We start from the raw sequence: 17708 nt of genomic DNA, 5'->3' as shown, positions 1-17708 counted from the left end.
ATCGCGGGTCTGCTGCGTGCTCGCCACCCTCCGCCGGATGACGTGGGCCGGGGGACCGGTCTCGGCGAGCGACGAGCCGGGGAACGTCTGGACCATGGGAGTCGGCACCGGGGTTTCTCGTGAGTCACGCTGCGGACAGGGCGGGCACTGGGCTCGGGGTCGGTGCGGGGCCGCGACGCTGCCGCTCCCCGCGCCGACACCCGCCTCCGCGACCCGCACCGGTGGGCGGGGCACGCTACGTCGGTGACGGCCCGCCGGGCAGCGCGTCTGCTCGGCCGGGGCCGGGCACGGCTTCGGGGACGTTGAGGTACCGCATCGCGGGCGGAGGATGCATGAGGAAGTCGTGATGGCTGATGTTCCAGGCGTAGGCGCCGGCCATGCAGAACACCACGACGTCGCCGATCGAGAGGCGGACCGGAGCCGCACGGGACAGCACGTCCCGGGGTGTGCACAACTGGCCGACGACCGTGATCGGCGGGTGGTCGTTCCCGGGTCCGGCACCCACCGGCAGCACGGTGAAGGGATGGTTGTGTCCCTTGGCGGCCGGGGTGCGCAGATGGTGGGTGCCGCCGCGCACCACGGCGAACCACCGGCCGTGGCTGCGCTTCACGTCGAGCACCTCGGTCGCGTACCAGCCGCAGTAGACGGTGAGCGACCGGCCGGGCTCGATCCGCAGGGTCAGCCCGGGGTGGGTGTCGAGGACCCGACGCAGTCTCCCGCCGTACGCCGCCCAGTCGAAGCGGCGCTGCGGGTCGACGTAGTCCACGGCCATGCCGCCCCCGACGTTGACCTCGCCGATCGGCACGCCGTGGCGGGCGCCGAAGCGCATCGCCCAGTCGACGACGTCGGAAGCGACCGCCGCCGCGGCCACGGCATCGAGGCCGCTGGCCAGATGGGCGTGTATGCCGCGGAACCGCACCCAGGGCAGGTCCGCCAGTGCGGGGATGCAGGCGTCCGCCTCCGGCGGGTCCATGCCGAACGGCGACGGAGCGCCCCCCATCACCAGCGCGGCCCCGGCACGGGGCGGGGTGGGGATGTTGACCCGCAGGAGAACGCCGAGGACGCGACCGACGGCCCGGGCCGCCTGGTTGACGGCGAGCAGTTCCCGCAGGCTCTCGACGTGGAAGCGTTGCACGCCGCCGCCGATTCCGGCCGCGATCTCCTCGGGGGTCTTGCCGGGGCCGCCGAAGGCGGCGACCGGAGAGGTCGCGCCCGAGGCTGCGTGATGGGCGAGCTCGCCTCCACTGGCGACCTCCAGACCGGTGACGTACGGCGCCAGGGCGGCCAGGAGCGCCGGGTCGGGATTGGCCTTCATGGCGTAGAGCAGCTCCACCCCGGCCGGCAGCGCCCGGCGCACGGTGGCGGCGTGGTCGGCGAGCGAGGCCAGGTCGTAGAGGTACGCGGGATGCCCGGATCGGGCCGCCGCCTGCACCGCTGGCGGGATCATGGCGCGGGGACCGTCGCGCCGAGCGGGTTGGTCATCCCCACGTACTCCACCTGTCGGTCGGCCTGGCGGGACCACCGCAGCAGCATGCTGGTCTTCATCGGGAGCGGGGCTCCGGCGAGCACCCTGTCGACGAACGGCGAACCACCAAGCTCGTGGGCGGTCTCCGTGACGACGCCGCGCACGACCTGCCACAGCTCGGGTTCGATTCCCGGCACGGCGTCGGCGATGGCCCCGGCGAGAGTGGCCAGGTGGTTGACGAACAGACAGTAGCTGAGCCGGTCCCAGGCACGCTCGGCCTGATAGCCGAGGTTCACCGCGATGTCGGGAGGCAGCGAGTCGAGATAGCCCGCGTGCCGCTCGGCGAGCAGCTTGACACCCTCCATGTCCCGGATGAGTTGCCGCACCGGCAGTCCGGTGGGGTCCACGACGGTCACGACGTTCTGGAGGTGGGGCTCGACCACCACGCCGTGTTCGTGCCACAGCCGCAGCACGCCCGGCACGAGGAGGCGCACGTACCGCGTCCACCAGTGCACCGGGTCGTGACCCGGCAGCAGCGCCGCCACGCCGTGTTCGCCGTCGCCGCTGGCGAGGGCGCCGGCCAGCAGCGGGGTCTCACCCGGGCCGAGATGTGGGCGTACCCCGCTGCGCACGATGACGCCGAGTGCCTCAGCGGCCTCCACACCCCACCGGGCCGGGTCGACCGTCCGGTAGGCCGGCTCGGGCATCAGCGCGAAGCCACCGCCCAGCTCCGCGGCGTACCGGGCCGCGATGGGCGCCAACTTCCGGGTCAGCAGCACCGCCCCGCGCAGCTCGTACCAGGCGTTCTTCCGCACACAGTTGGTGATCCGCACGTGCAGGCTGGGCTTGACGAACAGGTCGACGCTGGGCACGTACAGGGTCCGCACGCTGGCGGTCGGCAGGGTGACGGGGCCGCCCGGCCCCAGGTCCACGAAGGTGCCGTCGGCCACTGCGGCGGCGACCCGGGGGGCGACCAGACCGCTGGTGATCAGCTTCCACTGCCCCGGGTGGACCGGCAGCGCGGAGTATCCTTCCGGAACGTCCGCGACGTGCGGCGGCCCGGATGCCACCGCGTGGGCGTCGAATCCACGCCCGTCGACCGAGTCCTGCGCGGTCTGCTCGTTCGGCACCGCCAGCCAGTGCAGCCGGACCGTCCGGTGCAGTTCCGGGGCGTAGGCCGACCAGGAGTCCAGGTCGTCGCCCTGCCACTTCGGCGTCGGGTGCAGGGGATGGCCGTACACCAGCGACTGCTCGGAGGCGACGTACCGGTTGATCGGCGGATCGGCCAGCCGTGGCGCGCTGGTGGTCGGGCGGCACAACAGCAGGAACCCGACGGTGTCACGGCTGCGCGCGACCTGGCCGACGAACTCCGGATTGGCCGCCCCGCCCCGCCCTTCCAGTTCCGCGCCGACCATTCCGGCGAGGGTGACGGAGTCCACCTGACGCCATCCCTGGGGCGTCCGCTGCTGCACGAGCCCGCTGAACCGGTGCAGGCCGGCCTGCGAAACCCGGGCGACCTGCGCCCGCAACAGCACACCCAGGTGGGCCAACGGCAGGACGAGCCAGCCGTCCTCGGTCACGACCGGTCGATCCTTCGGCTCGACGAGTTCCCGGCTCAGGCAACCGAACAGACTCTGGCTGGCGGCAAGCTCAGCCGTCTGGAGCGCCGCCAGGACGGCTGTCTGCTCCGATCGGCTCCGGAGGTCGGCGGCCCGCGGAGCCGTACTGGTGAAGGGTTGGGCGTCTCTCACGTCGTATGCGCTTCCCATGAGGATCCCTGGTGGCTGGGGAAACTGGTTCCGGAATCACCAGGAGGTGTGGTCTGGGTGACTGCCGGTGTCACGAACGGCGCGACCTCCAGGACGGCCGACGCGGCACGAGTGGGTGCCAGCCGATTGATGGATCGCATGGTCACTTCCATCTTCAGGTGGGCTCAACTCGTCGGACGCTACCGATGCTCTCGGAGGCGGGCCCCACAATGCTGGCCTCCCATCGAGGCCGAAGAATGGCACCCCACCGGTGTCGGCGGTCGATGCTGTTTCGTCGCGGCCCGCGAGACGGTCGGTGCCGCCGAGCTGACGGTCGCCGACTGCGATCCGAACCGCGTCGCGGTGGTCATCGACCTCGGCGTGTCGAGCACGCCATGCGGACCGCGCTGGCCGACGCCGGACTCGGCGGAGACGGCAGGCCGAGATGAGGGCGGCGTCGTATCCGGCATGCAGAAGCGGACATAATTGGTCAAATCCACATCTAAGGTTTGCGGCTGGATTAGAGTCCCTGACCAGAGGATGTCCCGCAAGCAGGCGATGGCGTTGCGGAGACGGGCGGCTCCGGAAGTGCTGTCGGTCGATGTTCTGGCGGCGCTTCGGTGGTCCCGGAGGGGCGTGAACCGCCGTGCACCCGCCATCGAGCTGCGAGGCATCCATCAGTCAAGGGCACTTGACCATATCCGAGGGGTGTCAGTCAGTTGAAGATCACCGTTATCGGCTCCGGGCACCTGGGTGCCACCCATGCCGCAGGCATGGCTGAGATCGGCCACGACGTCATCGGGGTCGACATCGACCCGGCGAAGATCGAGACCCTGAACGCCGGGCGTGGATGGTTCCACGAGCCCGAACTCGATGAGCTTCTCGCCCGCAACATCGGTGCCGGAAGACTGCGTTTCACCACCGACTTCGCTGTGGCGGCCGAGTTCGGCGACGTGCACTTCCTGGCTGTCGGCACCCCGTCGGGAACGGACGGCGCCTATGACCTGGCCCAGTTGACCGGAGCGATCGAGCGGCTTGCTCCGCTGCTGACCCGCCCTTGCCTGATCGTGGGAAAGTCCACCGTTTCGCCGGGGACAGCACAGCGGGTCGAGGCTCTGGCCCGCTCGCTCGCCCCCGCCGGCGACGGCGTGGAGGTGGCGTGGAACCCGGAGTTCCTGCGCGAGGGGACCGCGGTCGCGGACACGCTGACCCCGGACCGGATCGTGCTCGGGGTGGCCTCCACCGAGGCGGAGAAGATCCTGCGTCTTGTCTACGAGCCGATCACCGGTGGCCACGACTGTCCACTTGTGGTCACCGACCGGATCACCGCCGAGATGGTCAAGGCGACGGCGAACGCCTATCTCGCCACCCGCATCTCCTTCGTCAACGCCGTTGCCGAGATGTGCGCGGCGTCCGGAGCGAATGTCGCTGAGTTGACCGAGGCCATCGGCTACGACGCCCGCATCGGGCACCACTACTTCCAGCCGGGCCTCGGCTTCGGCGGCGGCTGCCTGCCCAAGGACCTACACGCCTTCACCCACCAGGCCGAGACAGCCGGCGTCGTGCCTGCCGCGCGCCTGTTGCGCGGTGTGGACGAGGTCAACCTCCACATGCGCTCACGGGCGGTCGAACTGGCGACCGGGGCGCTGGACGGGAGCGTGTCCGGTCGTCGGATCGCGATGTGGGGGGCATCTTTCAAGCCCGGCATCGACGATGTGCGTGACTCCCCGGCGCTGGATGTCGCCCTGCGTCTGCACCAGGCAGGCGCCCGGGTCACCGTCTACGACCCGCAGGGGCTGGCGATGGCCCGGCAGTTCGCGCCGCAGCTCGACTACGCCGGAACCGCCGCCGACGCCGCCGACCACGCCGAGCTGGTGGTCGTCGGCACGGGCTGGGCGGAGTTCAAGGCCCTGGACCCGTACGCCATCGCCGACCGGGTCAGCCGGCGTGCGCTCCTGGACACGCGGGGGGTGCTTTCCGTGCAGCGGTGGCGTGCCGCCGGATGGAACGTCCTGGGGCTCGGTTACCAGTCCTGACCAGCCCAGAGGGGGATGGAGCCGGGGCGCCTCCGGAATCGGGGCGTCGCCGGCTTCGTCGTTGACGGGTACGGCTCACGGCAGGTGGGGGAGACCTCCGCTGGCGGGGACCGAACCCAGGCCGGCAGGCCCTACTCGCCCTGGCCCGGCAGCGCGAACGGCGGCACCCACACCACCACACCGCTGCCCTGGTCGATGGGCTCGGCGGTCGTGCCGGCCCAGACCGGGATCACCGCCGATCCGGACGGTCGCGCTCGCCTTCCGGCCCGGGCCTGCCGGCACCTTCCGCTGGACGCCGGGCTTTCTGGGCCGTCGGCCGCGACTGCCTGCGAGCGCTCCACACGAAGTGGGTCAGAGCTTCCTCAGCACACCATCCACGGCAGACAGCGCCGGTCCCAGGACTGTTGGAGCCAAGATAGCGGGAAGCAGGACACCCAAACGAACGTTGGAGCGGGTTCACCATCCTGTTGAAACAGTTTGGCAATGGAGACGCCTCATACGAAGGCGTCCCGGACCTGTGCCCGAACAGGTCTCGGGTCAGGCTCGTGCGCATTGGAGTGGCGGCAGACCAGGTCGCGGCGACGACGAACTGTTGATGGGAGTCAGGCTGGCGCATCGGTTCGGCCTCCGGTCGGTACGACGCCGACCTGGACGGGGGTGCAGTCTCCCAGTTCGGGTGCCAAGGCACGCCATCCGCCGTGCGGAACGCGGTCGGCATGCCCATGGCATTGCCGAGGTGGAGGAGACGCTTCCCGTCGCGTGCCGCCGCATCTGAGAACGAGGGCACTCGGCTCTCGTTCGGCGCAGGATCGTGGCACCGCGATGACGGTCGGAACCGAGTGGCCGCCAGTGGGATCGTCCGTGACGACGACAGGGAAGAACGGTGGACGGGCAATGATGGAGGATCATCCGGTTCGGTTGGCCGTGGGGCCTGATTCGGGGCCGAACAACCAGGCCGTTGGTGCCGGGTGATCGCCGATGCTCTCTCGGTTGACGGAGAACCTGTTCCGTCTCGGTGACGCTGCGGCTGACGACGCCGCCGCATCCCGGCTTGTCTGCTTCCCGTACGCGGGAGGCTCGGCGCGGATCTTCCGGAGCTGGCCGGCGGTGGCAGGTAGGGACGTCTCCGTCCTGTCAGTGGTGTTGCCGGGACGCGGCGTACGGCTGCGCGACCGTCTCGAAGAGGACATCCGCACGCTGGCGCGGGGGATAGTCGACGACCTGTTGCGGGTGGCGACGGATCGGCCGTTCGGATTCTTCGGGCACAGCATGGGCGGGCTGGTCGCCTACGAGTGCGTGCTCGAACTGGTGCGACGTGGCGCAACAACGCCCGACGTGCTCGCGATGGCCTCCACGCCCGCCCCTGACGTGGTGCCGGTGCTGGCGTCCGACGCGGGAGGGACGGACTCCGACGGACAGATCCAGGCGCGCATGCAAGCGTTGGGCACGGACTCGGCGGAGATTCTCGACCACGGCGCAGCGATGGCGATGCTGTTACCCGGGATTCGGGCCGACTTCCGTGCGTTCGACACCTACCGCCACGGGCAGGAGCCGCCGGTCAGCGTTCCCATCCTCGCCTGGGCCGGCACCAGGGACCACTTCGTCCCCCCGGCCTACGTCGCCGCATGGGCCGCCTACACGACCGGCACGTTCCGGATGACGACCGTGCCCGAGGGCCACTCCTACATCGAAGAGCAGGCTTGGCAGATAGTGCCACGAGTCGTACGAGTGCTGGGGAAATCTCCCCAAGCAATGGAGAACGGAAGTCCTGATGCCTGACACGACCCTCAGCGATCACGCGGCTGAGATCGACTTCACCGACGACCGCTTTCTGGCGGATCCCTGGCCGGTCTACCGGAGGCTGCGTCAGACGCGCCCGGTGCATTTCGCGCCCGGTGCCGGCGCATTCATGGTTCTGCGGCACCAGGACGTCGCCAAAGCCCTGACGGATCCGCGGCTGACCAGTGACTACCCGCAGCGGCCCACCCGCCGCCTGTTCGGTCCCAGCGTCGCGGACACCGAAGGCGCCCAGCACCGTGCCCTGCGCCGGATGCTCGTCCCGCTGTTCAACGGACAGGCACTGGAACAGGTGGCCCGCCCGGTGATCCGGGAGGTGGTCGAGGACGTGGTCGATCGGGTCGTCGACGCGACCCGCGTGGACGTCCAACGCGACCTGACGATCCCGGTGTTGTACGGGGTCGCCCTGCGGTTGCTCGGCCTGCCGCCGGCGGACGTCGACTGGCTCCACGAGCGGGTGTCGGCGATGACGCGGGTCATGGACTACCCCGCAGCACCGCTCAGCACCGGACTCGCGGCCCGAGCCGACCTGGACGAATACGTACGCTCCGGCGGAATACAACGGCGGCTGCCCGGGGGACAGCCGACCGTGCTGGGCGCGATACAGGACCGATTCGAGCTGGACGGTCCGGCGACGAGTGGTTCTGCCCTGTTCTTCCTCCTGGCCATCACCGGGACGAGCATCGCCTCGATCGGAAGCATGGTCGAGGCGCTGCTGTCCTTCACGCCGGGGTCGTGGCCGATGCCGGAGACCACGCCGGAGCTGTTCACCGAGACGCTGCGGTGGCAACCGCCGATACATCACCTGATCCGTTTCGCCGCCGAGGACATCGAACTGCACGGCGTACACATCGGCCGGCGTCAGCCGGTGCTGCTGTCTCTGGCATCCGCCAACCGAGACGAGTCGGTGTTCACCGCCCCCGACCGGTGGTGGCCGCAGCGTCCGGCCGAGGCACGGTCACTGACCTTCGGCGCCGGGTGGCACTCCTGCGTGGGCACCGGACTGATCACGGCGGAAGTTCAGGAACTGCTTGCCGTGCTGGGCTCCCGGTTCACCAACATTCGTTTGGATGCTCCCCCAAGCCCATCACGATCCCTGGGCTTCCGTGGCCCCGAGCACCTGTGGGTGCGCTGGGAGCCGGCCCGGACGACCGCAACATCGACTCAGACGAGCGAGGAAGGCTCCAATGGTCCAGGAAACCTCTAAGCTGGCCGAGCTGATCAGCTGGCTGCGCGTGCGTGACCCCGAGATCGGTGACGACAGCGACCTGACCGAGACGGTACTCGAAGACTCGCTGAGATTCATCGAGCTGCTGGTGTACGTCGAGACGTTGCGTGACGCGCCGATCGCCGCAGAGATGATCGACCTGGAGAACTTCAGGACGCCCCACCAGATCCACCGGTTGTTCCTCAGCACCTGATCCTCAGCGCCACGGCGCCATTCCCCGTCCACATCGGACAGATGCTCCCGATTGACCAACGCTGCGCGACACCACCCGGAAGCTCCCGTAAGGGCGAAAGAGGGGATCACCGCACGATGAACGAAGCAGACGGGGAGCTCGCCACATCGCCGGCACAGCCCGAGCGCCCTTCCGCGCAACCGCCGTCGACGGGTCTTCCTGCCGGGTCGATCAGCGAGTACCTCCTGCGTGAGGGATTGCGTCGACCGGATCACGTCGCGGTGGAAAGGGGGGACGAGTCGTACACCTACCGGCAGTTGGCAGATCGGGTGCGGACCGTCGCGGCGGATCTTTCCCATCGCGGGCTTCGACGCGGCGATGTCACGATCGTGGCGGCTGACCCCACGCCCGCGGCTCTGGTCGTCGCCCTGGCCTGTTGGGCCATTGGCGCGATCTATGTGCCGGTCGCACCGCACACCCCGGCCCGGCGACGCGACACCATCATCGCGATGACCGACCCGGCCGCATTCGCTACGGAACGCCTGGCAGAAGCCACGGTCGCCGTACCGGTGATGATCGACCTCGCGGCAGGCGAGATCACGATCACCGGTGCCGTCGACCGCCCGGCACGGCGGGCGGCATCGAAGGAAGCGCCCCCGGATGCCGCCTACATCATCTTCACCTCGGGCACGACAGGCGTACCCAAGGGCATCACGATGACCCACCGCGCCGCAATAGCGTTCTTTCGTGGGATGACCCAGGAGGTGCCACTGCCACCCGACACCCGAGTCGGATCGATCGCTCCGCTGAGCTTCGACTTCTCCCTGCTCGACTGGGGCCTCGCCGGCGGAGCCGGTGCCACGCTCGTGCAGATACCGCGCGAGATGCTGCTTCCCCCGCGCCGATTCGTCGACCATCTGCGGCGGCACGACGTCACCATGGTGAGTGGGGTGCCCTCGGTGTGGCGCCCGGTCCTCCGACACGCAGCTGATCAGCTCGCCGAGTGCGCGTCGCTGTCCACGGTCCTCCTCGGCGGGGAACCGTACCCGATGGATCTCGTTCGGGCCCTACGCCAGGCACGCCCCGGCCTCAGGGTGATCAACTGCTTCGGCCAGTCCGAGTCGATCGCCTGTTCCTTTCTCGAACTGGCCGACCCGGTTCCGCCCAACCTCACCCGGGTGCCGATCGGGCCGGCTCATCCGGGCGCGGAAATGATCCTCCTCGACGACCGGGGACAACCGACCGTCACCGGAGAAGCCGGGGAGGTCTTCCTCCGCAGCCCCGCACTCTTTTCCGGCTACTGGCAGGACCCCGAAGCGACCGCCCGTGCGCTGGTGCCACCACCGGACGCACCCGACAGCGCGGAGCGGATCCTGCGAACAGGCGACCTGCTGCGCAGCGAAGCGGACGGCACCTTCAGCTTCGTCGGACGTGCCGACCATCAGGTCAAGGTGAACGGCAACAGGGTGGAGCTGGAGGAGGTGGAACGGGTCCTCGCCTCCCACGCCACGGTCGCGGACGTCGCGGTGACGGTCGTCGGCGGCGCGGTGTCCGACCAACTCGTCGCGCTGGTCGTCCCACGGATGGCGAACGAGGACGACACGCGGCAACTGCGCGGCGTCTGTCGAAGCCTTCTCCCCCCGTACATGGTGCCTACCGACATCGTTCTGGTTCCGTCCCTGCCCCACAACGACAACGACAAGATCGACAGGCGTCGTGTTCGTGAAATGGCCGCCGACGCGGTCCATGCTCTCAGTCGGCCCACGACCGAGAGCCCGGAACAACAGTGATCCGCCGATCGGGCCAGCCCGTGCGCGTCCGCCATCCAGGGTCACTGTGGCGTTGCTGCCCTGTCGCCCCCCGCACGAGTACGACGTCGACGCCGGGGGCGTGAGGGCGTACCGCAGATCCACGGTCAGGGTGCAGCCTGGTCAGGATCTATTAGGTCGTGAGCGTGCCGATCGCGCGTTCGAACGCGAGCGCGGATCTTCGCGTGCGCCCCGATGAACGGCTGGGGCCGCGGCGCGCCGGCGTCGGACCCTCCATCGTTACGCCTGCTCATCCGCCTGCCCACCGTCCCGTTCGGCACCGACGGCAGGAGTTGGGGAGGGCGGGGCGCCGGCCGGGGAGGTGTCCTAGATCGTACAGACCTCACCCGATGTAATCGGTCGGTGGCTCCAGTAGGGTCGGCCACAAATAGGTCCTTACCACAGACAAGGGCTATCCCGCCCTCATCGGCCATATCCCGTAAAGGCCTCATGTTATCTCGACCGGACCTTCGTCCGGCCCTTCCCCCGGCCCTCCATCGCAAGGAGCATGGTCAATGTCTGAGACCAGCACGGCACGACATCTCACGACAGGAACATCCGCTACCTCGGCCAGCGCCTCCCCGCCCGGAGGTGTCCGGCGGCCGCATCCGGGGCGGCGATGGAGGGGGCGAGGCTGGTGGCAGCGTGCAACGGGCCCCCGTCGCTTCGTCGCGGCGCTGGCGGCAACCGTCGCCTGCGCCGCAGCGGGTGTGCTGGCAACCGCAGTGCCCGCTGCGGCCGCCGACCCCGGCGCCCAGGTTCTGGCCTGGGGACGTAATGACGACTACCAGCTGGGCAACGGCAGCAACGTCAAGGCCATCCGGCCCGAGCGCGTGCTGTTGCCCGCAGGCGTCGTCATCACCGACATCGCCGTCAGCCCTGACCACGGGCTCGCCCTCACCACCACCGGGTCAGTCTATGCGTGGGGCTCCAACTACAACGGACAGTTGGGCGATGGCACCTTCACGGACCGGAACCGACCCGTGCCGGTGCTCCTGTCGCTGCCGGCCGGGGTCGCCGTCACCGACCTCGTCGCGGGCATATCCGTCAGCCTGGCGATGACCTCCGACGGAGGCCTCTACGGCTGGGGAGACGGCTTCATGCTGGCCACGGGCTCCTCCAGCGACAGGAACCTTCCGGTGCGGGTGTCACTGCCGGGTAACCCCCGGGTCGTCTCGGTCAGCGCGAGCGAGACCCACGTCTTGGCCGCCACCTCCACCGGCCAGGTGTACGGGTGGGGAAGCAACTACTACGGGCAGTTCGGCACCGGCTCCACCTCCAGCGGCTTTGGGCAGCCGCCGACGCTGATGTCGTTGCCCAGTGGAGTGCGGGCGACCCAGGTCGCCGCCGGCAACGGCTTCAGCCTGGTCCTGACCTCTACCGGGCAGGTGTACGGCGCGGGAAACAACAACTCCGGCTCGTTGGGCGACGGCACCAACAACAACAGCGCGTCGCCAGTGCTCGCGGACACCCCGGCCGGGACCACGTTCACCAAGATCACCGCCAGCCGGGACTCCGCTCTCGGCCTGACCTCTGACGGGCGGGTGCTCGGCTGGGGCTACTTCCAGAGAACAAGCAACGTTTATTCATACTCCACCAGGCCCATCCGGGTGGCGGGGCTGCCCACCGATCTCACCTACACCGACATCGCCGCCGGCTACCGGCACAACCTCGTACGCGCCTCCACCGGGCGACTCTACGCCTGGGGCGTCAACGGCTCGGGTCAGTTGGGCATCGGGAACACCGACGATCAGCTCATTCCGGTGCCGCTGTCCCTGCCCGGTGGTGCGCGGCCCATCGCCATCGCCGCAGCGGGAGACGTCAGTCTGGCGTTGGCCACGGCAGCGCCAAATCTGGCGTGGGGAGCGAACGACTCGGGCCAGTTGGGCAACAACACCACGACCGACAGCCGGGTGCCGGTGCCGGTCTCCCTGCCCGCCACCGCCGAGCCGAGCGACATCGAGGGCGGTTACCTGCATAGCCTCGCCGCCACCACCGATGGTGACGTCCTGGCCTGGGGTTCCAACGCCTACGGCCAGCTCGGCGACGGCACCCAGACCAACCGCACCGCCCCCGTGCCGGTCACCCTGCCCGGATCACCCGACGCCGTCGAGGTCGCCGGCGGCCAGTACCACAGCCTCGCCTTGACCAAAGACGGCCGGGTGTTCGCCTGGGGTCGCAACAATCGGGGTCAGATCGGTGACGGCACCACCACCGACCGGCTCACCCCCGTGCAGGTGTCCTTCCCCGCCGGCACGAGCGTCACCGCCATCGCCTCGCACAACATGCACAACATCGCGGTGACCTCCACCGGCCAGGTCTACACCTGGGGCGACAACACCTTCGGCCAGATCGGCGACAACACCACCACCACCCGCCCCACTCCCACCCTCATCCCCCTGCCGGGCGGCGCCACCGCCACCAGGGTCGCCGTCGGTGCCTTCCACTCCCTGGCGATGACCTCCACCGGCACCGCCTTCGCCTGGGGCTACAACAACTACGGTCAACTCGGCAACGCCACCAACACCAACTCCTCCGTCCCCGTACCCGTGTCACTACCCGCCGGCACGACCCTGCGTGACATCGACGCCGGCCTGTCCCACAGCCTGGGCATCACCTCCACCGGCCGCGCCCTGGCCTGGGGAGTCAACAGCGTCGGACAACTGGGCAACGGCACCACCACCAACAGCAACATCCCCGTGTCGGTACACCTGCCCGGCGGGGTGACGCTGGCCGGGCTCGCCGGCGGCGAGTCCCACAGCCTCGCCGTCACCGACACCGGCCAGATCATGGCCTGGGGCCTGAACAACCGCGGCCAACTCGGCGACAACACCACCACCGCCCGCCTCACCCCGATCTACGTCAACCAACCCACCGGAACCACCGCCACCGGCGTCGCCGCCGGCCAGTTCCACAGCCTCGCCCGCTGACCCGACCCACGGACCGACCAGCAGACCGGTGGGGTGCCACGGTCGACGAGGACCGCGACATCCCACCGCCTGTCAGGCCGGCTCGGCATCGGTCGCAGCATCCCCAGTAGCGGCCACTTACGTGACCTGGCCATCGACAGGAAGACGAGATCGACGCCTTCCCGTTTCTGGAGGGTGAGCCCTCGGCCGTGAGCCGCTGGTGTCACGGATCGTGGATCGGCGGCTGTCATGCAGAACCCACGCCAAGCAAAGGAGCCCGTCATGTGCAGGACCACGAGAAGACGTGCGACGAACGAGTCGCCGCCCCATGCCCGGACTGCCGCCGCCGGCGGCTGGCGTCGAGGGGGACCGGGCACTCTGGCCGCGGTGCTGGCCGTCGCGCTCTTCGCGGCGGTGGTCGGGTTGGTGACGCCCCCGGCCTCCGCCGCAGCCCGCCCTGCCGCAGCGGTCGCCGCGGGTAGCCAGGTGCTGGGCTGGGGTTACAACCAGCAGTTCAACCTGGGCGACGGCACGAGCGACAACCGACTCTCTCCGGTGCAGACGCTGCTGCCGGCGGGCACGGTGGTCACCGACGTGGCTGCCGGCCGAGGACACGGCCTGGCGCTCACCTCGACCGGTTGGGTCTACGCCTGGGGCTACAACAACTACGGCCAGGTGGGTGACGGCACCACGACCAACCGGGCCCTACCGGTACGGGTTCTGATGCCGGCCGGTGTGGTGGTGACCAAGATCGCCGCCAGCGGCTGGGACAGCCTGGCGCTCACCTCGACCGGCCAGGTGTACTCCTGGGGAGACAACAGGTACGCGCAACTGGGCAACGGCACCCTGACCGCCAGCAGCGTGCCGGTGCCGGTGGCCCTGCCCGCCGGCACCACGGTCACCGACATCGCCATGGGCGTCTACCACAGCCTGGTATTGACCTCCACAGGCCAGATCCTCGCCTGGGGCCTGAACCAGCTCGGCGAGGTGGGCGACGGCACCACCACCACCCGTACCCGACCCGTGCAGGTGCTGATGCCCGACGGCTACACCGTTACCAAGATCGCCGCCGGCGGGTCCAGCAGCATGGCGGCGGTCTCCAGCGGAGGGGCGTTCGCGTGGGGCAACAACGCCTCCGGGCAGTTGGGTTTCGGCTCGGCCGGCCCCTACTACACGCGGCCACTGAGGGTGCAGCTACCGGTCGTCGCCCCGCTGATCGACATTGCCATGGGATCAGGTGGCTTGGCCGTGACTATCACCGGGGAGGTCTACGGGTGGGGCGACAACGCCAACGGGCAAGTCGGCGACGGCACCACCACGCAGCGCAACGCCCCTGTTCGGGTGCTGCTCCCCGAGGGCGTGAAAGCCACCTCGGTCTCCGCCGGCAACTGGCACAGCGTCGCCACGACCTCCCTGGGTTGGGTCTACACGTGGGGAGGCAACTTCAACGGGGAACTCGGCGACGGCACCACCACGCAGCGCAACACTCCGGTGCGGGCCTTGCTTCCCGAGGGCTTCAACGGGGCCGTCGTGGCTGCTGGTGGCCAGGGTGCGCTCGACGGCGGCGACTTCACCCTCGCGGTGGCCGCCCCCGAGACGGCGTTGGGTTGGGGAGCGGACACGTCGGGCCAACTCGGCAACGGCTCGACCACCGACACCCCCACTCCCGTGCAGGTGACCCTGCCAGCGGGCGTCGCGCTGACCTCGGTCGAGGCCGGCTACAGCCACACCGTGGCCGCTACCCGCACCGGCGCCGTCTACGCCTGGGGCTCCAACACCGCCGGCCAACTCGGCACCGGTGACACCACCGACCACACCACACCCACCCTGGTGCTCATGCCCGCGGGCACCACCGCCACGGCCGTGGCCGGCGGCCAGTTCCACAGCCTCGCCCTCACCGACGACGGCCGGGTCTTCGCCTGGGGACGCAACACCTCCGGCCAACTCGGCGACGGCACCACCACCAACCGGCTCACCCCCGTGCAGGTGTCCTTCCCCGCCGGCACCGTCATCACCGCCATCGCCACGCACAACGTCCACAACATCGCGCTGACCTCTACCGGCCAGGTCTACACCTGGGGCGACAACACCTACGGCCAGATCGGCGACGGCACCACCGGCAACACCCGCAAAACCCCCACGCTCATCGCCCTGCCCGGCACAGCGACCGCCACCAGCGTCGCCGCCGGCGCCTTCCACACCCTGGCTGTTACCAGCACCGGCACCGCCTACGCCTGGGGCTACAACGCATACGGCCAACTCGGCACCGGCAACTACGACAACAGCAGCACCCCCGTCCCGGTGTGGCTGCCCTCCGGCACCACCCTCATCGAGGTCGACGCCGGCCTTTCCTTCAGCCTGGCCATCACCACCACCGGACGCGCCCTCTCCTGGGGGGCCGGCACCACCGGCCAACTCGGCATCAACACCCTCGCCAACAACAGCTTCCCCGTCTGGGTACTGCTCCCCGCCGGGGTCCTCCTGACCGCCATCGCCGGCGGCCAGTCGCACGCCCTCGCCCTCACCACCGACCACCGGATCCTGGTCTGGGGCCTCAACAACCGCGGCCAACTCGGCGACGGCACCACCACCACCCGCCTCGCACCCCGCTACATCAGTCCACCAGCCGGCATCACCATCAACTCCCTCGCCGCCGGTCAGTTCTTCAGCATCGTCCGTTAACGACGACGGCGGAGACGGTGTGGGGGCGCGGTTGTCCGCTCTCCCACACCGCCGCCCCCGATTACTGTCAAGAAGGGGACTGTGTAAGCGCGCCGGGCGGACAGTCCTCCGACGGAGCCGCTGACGATGCCGCATCCGGCGTAGACGACCGCCCGGCGGCCGGAGAAGCTGGTCAGGCCCACCGACGGCGACGAGCTGCCCCCGCGCCGTCCGGAGGCAGGTGGAACACGCCCTGGCCCGCTTGAGGACCCTTCCTGGAACCCGACCGAACGACAGAAGCCCTGACCTCAGTGGCCCGCATCGCGGCCCATCCCTCGCCGACGGGCCACAACGCGGGCACATGTTGCGGCCAACAATCGTTGGTAATAGAACACCCATCGATGTGGACTTCTCGCTGGAACCGGGTGGCACACTCGCTGGGTCAGCGCGAGCGTCGGCGTCGTCCGTCCCCACCACCGACCCGGCTTGAGAACTGTGGCCGCCCGGCCTTCGGCGAGGCAAACCTCTGTCGGCACCGTTCCACATCCTGCGTGACGCAGGCTGCAACGACCTCGGCTCGCCCTGACACTTCACCGTGAGCGTCTCTAGTGAGTCGAGCCCCAACGTGTCCACTTGTAGCCAGCATTTCAGGCCCGAGTCCTTCAGGCTGAGCAACCCTGAGCTTTTCCGTGATCCCTATCCGGCCTACCGGATGCTCCGCGAGCAAGCACCCGTGCACTATTCGAGCATGTACGGCGGGTCATGGGTGCTGTCCGCCTACGACGACGTGGCGGCGCTGCTTCAAGACCCACGACTGACCAACGACAGGGCGACGCTGCCCCTCATGGCGTTGCCCGCCGGGCAGCGCGGTGAATTCTCCGACATTGTCGCCGCGCTCAAGGACTGGGTGGCGTTCTTCGACGGCGAGCCGCACGCCGTGCAACGCCAGCACATGGACCAGGTCTTCCGCATCCTCGCGCCGTCCCGGATGCTTCCCGTCATTCAGGAGGTGGTCGATCACCTCATCGACGCGTGGGGCACCAGGAACCGGGTGGACCTGGTCGCCGACTTCGCCCGACCGCTGCCTGCGATGGTGATCACCCGACTGCTGGGCGCCCCCGCGGCCGACCACGAACTGCTGGCCCGGTGGTCCGACGACATCGCCTACCTGTTCGGGGCCAGCGACCTGACACTGACGGACGTGCGGCGGGGGCAGGCCAGCATCCACGCCTTCGCGGGCTACCTGGAGGACCTGGCAACCCAGGTCGCCGGGTCGAAGCCGGGCAGCCTGCTCGGCAGGCTCCTCAGTTCCGAGACCGCGGGGTTCAGGTTCACCGAGGCGCAGGCCCGCGCGCAGTGCATGCTCCTCATGTTCGCGGGCCTGGAGCCGACCCGGTACCTGGTCGCCAACGCGGTCTGGTCCCTGGACGAACACCCCGACCAGAAGGCCATGCTGCTGTCCGATCCTCGGCTGTGGACCGCCGCCGTCGAGGAGTTCCTCCGCCACGACACACCGGTGCAGTACATCGGGCGGATGGCAGCAGAGTCGTTCGAGTATCGCGGCCACCACATAGAGAAGGGGCAGGTCGTGATGCTCCTCGCCGGATCGGCGAACCGTGATCCGAAGCGCTTCCCGGAGCCGGACCGCCTCGACATCCGCCGCGCGCCCAACCCGCACCTGGCGTTCGGTCGGGGCCCGCATCACTGCATCGGCGCCGGTCTGGTGCGGCTACAGACCAAGGTGGCGCTCCGCGCCCTGTTCGACCGGGTCCCCGACCTGCGGATCTGCCAGGTTCCCACACCGGTGTGGAACACCAACCTGGGATTCCACGGTTTCCACTCCCTGACCGTCTCGGTCAACCCCACAACCTCCTGAGAGGGGAT

The 17708-nt window shown here is 69.4% G+C and carries 10 protein-coding genes; 8 read left to right on the top strand and 2 right to left on the bottom strand.

The features are described from left to right. Positions 1-235: 235 nt before the first annotated feature. Together Q2K16_RS08800 and Q2K16_RS08795 are read right to left on the bottom strand one after the other, a co-directional pair. The gene (locus Q2K16_RS08800; protein ID WP_302744646.1) at positions 236-1447 is read right to left on the bottom strand and encodes a type III PLP-dependent enzyme; all 1212 of its coding nucleotides are present in this window, start codon (positions 1445-1447) and stop codon (positions 236-238) included. Further along, a complete protein-coding gene (locus Q2K16_RS08795) occupies positions 1444-3045 on the bottom strand; it encodes an IucA/IucC family protein (RefSeq protein WP_302744645.1) in 1602 nt (533 codons plus the stop codon). Before Q2K16_RS08795 ends, Q2K16_RS08800 begins: the two co-directional genes overlap by 4 nt. Before the next feature lie 887 nt (positions 3046-3932). On the opposite strand from Q2K16_RS08795, the gene Q2K16_RS08790 reads away from it, so the two are divergent. The 8 genes from Q2K16_RS08790 to Q2K16_RS08755 all read left to right on the top strand — a co-directional run bounded on the left by Q2K16_RS08790 (position 3933) and on the right by Q2K16_RS08755 (position 17700). Continuing rightward, positions 3933-5249 carry a UDP-glucose dehydrogenase family protein gene (locus tag Q2K16_RS08790; protein ID WP_302744644.1) on the top strand — a complete coding sequence of 439 codons (1317 nt, stop codon included), beginning with the start codon at positions 3933-3935 and terminating at the stop codon, positions 5247-5249. A gap of 990 nt (positions 5250-6239) precedes the next feature. Next, complete coding sequence (locus Q2K16_RS08785; protein WP_302744643.1) at positions 6240-7028, top strand: thioesterase II family protein; 789 nt, start codon at positions 6240-6242, stop codon at positions 7026-7028. Further along, positions 7021-8253 (top strand): cytochrome P450, encoded by a 1233-nt coding sequence (locus tag Q2K16_RS08780; protein ID WP_302744642.1) that lies wholly within the window; start codon positions 7021-7023, stop codon positions 8251-8253. Before Q2K16_RS08785 ends, Q2K16_RS08780 begins: the two co-directional genes overlap by 8 nt. Further along, on the top strand, positions 8234-8467 hold the full coding sequence (locus Q2K16_RS08775) for a hypothetical protein (RefSeq protein ID WP_302744641.1): 234 nt from the start codon (positions 8234-8236) through the stop codon (positions 8465-8467). Before Q2K16_RS08780 ends, Q2K16_RS08775 begins: the two co-directional genes overlap by 20 nt. Before the next feature lie 116 nt (positions 8468-8583). Further along, complete coding sequence (locus tag Q2K16_RS08770) at positions 8584-10236, top strand: amino acid adenylation domain-containing protein (protein WP_302744640.1); 1653 nt, start codon at positions 8584-8586, stop codon at positions 10234-10236. A gap of 728 nt (positions 10237-10964) precedes the next feature. Then, complete coding sequence (locus tag Q2K16_RS08765; protein ID WP_302744639.1) at positions 10965-13184, top strand: RCC1 domain-containing protein; 2220 nt, start codon at positions 10965-10967, stop codon at positions 13182-13184. Between the two features lie 366 nt (positions 13185-13550). Continuing rightward, positions 13551-15845 carry an RCC1-like domain-containing protein gene (locus Q2K16_RS08760; RefSeq protein WP_302744638.1) on the top strand — a complete coding sequence of 765 codons (2295 nt, stop codon included), beginning with the start codon at positions 13551-13553 and terminating at the stop codon, positions 15843-15845. A 574-nt stretch (positions 15846-16419) separates the two neighbouring features. Beyond that, positions 16420-17700: a cytochrome P450 gene (locus Q2K16_RS08755; protein ID WP_302744636.1), complete on the top strand. Its 1281-nt coding sequence runs from the start codon at positions 16420-16422 to the stop codon at positions 17698-17700. Positions 17701-17708: the final 8 nt, after the last annotated feature.

Source organism: Micromonospora cynarisoli (assembly GCF_030518815.1).
GTDB classification, from domain to species: Bacteria; Actinomycetota; Actinomycetes; order Mycobacteriales; family Micromonosporaceae; genus Micromonospora; species Micromonospora wenchangensis.
The sequence above is the reverse complement of the archived record's forward strand: the minus strand, read 5'-3'. Positions and strand labels throughout refer to the sequence as shown.

Excerpts from the sequence above, each read along its gene's own strand:
- Q2K16_RS08775 (WP_302744641.1), top strand. The coding sequence starts at position 8,234 with ATGGTCCAGGAAACCTCTAAGCTGGCCGAGCTGATCAGCTGGCTGCGC.
- Q2K16_RS08780 (WP_302744642.1), top strand. The coding sequence starts at position 7,021 with ATGCCTGACACGACCCTCAGCGATCACGCGGCTGAGATCGACTTCACC.
- Q2K16_RS08800 (WP_302744646.1), bottom strand. The coding sequence starts at position 1,447 with ATGATCCCGCCAGCGGTGCAGGCGGCGGCCCGATCCGGGCATCCCGCG.
- Q2K16_RS08770 (WP_302744640.1), top strand. The coding sequence starts at position 8,584 with ATGAACGAAGCAGACGGGGAGCTCGCCACATCGCCGGCACAGCCCGAG.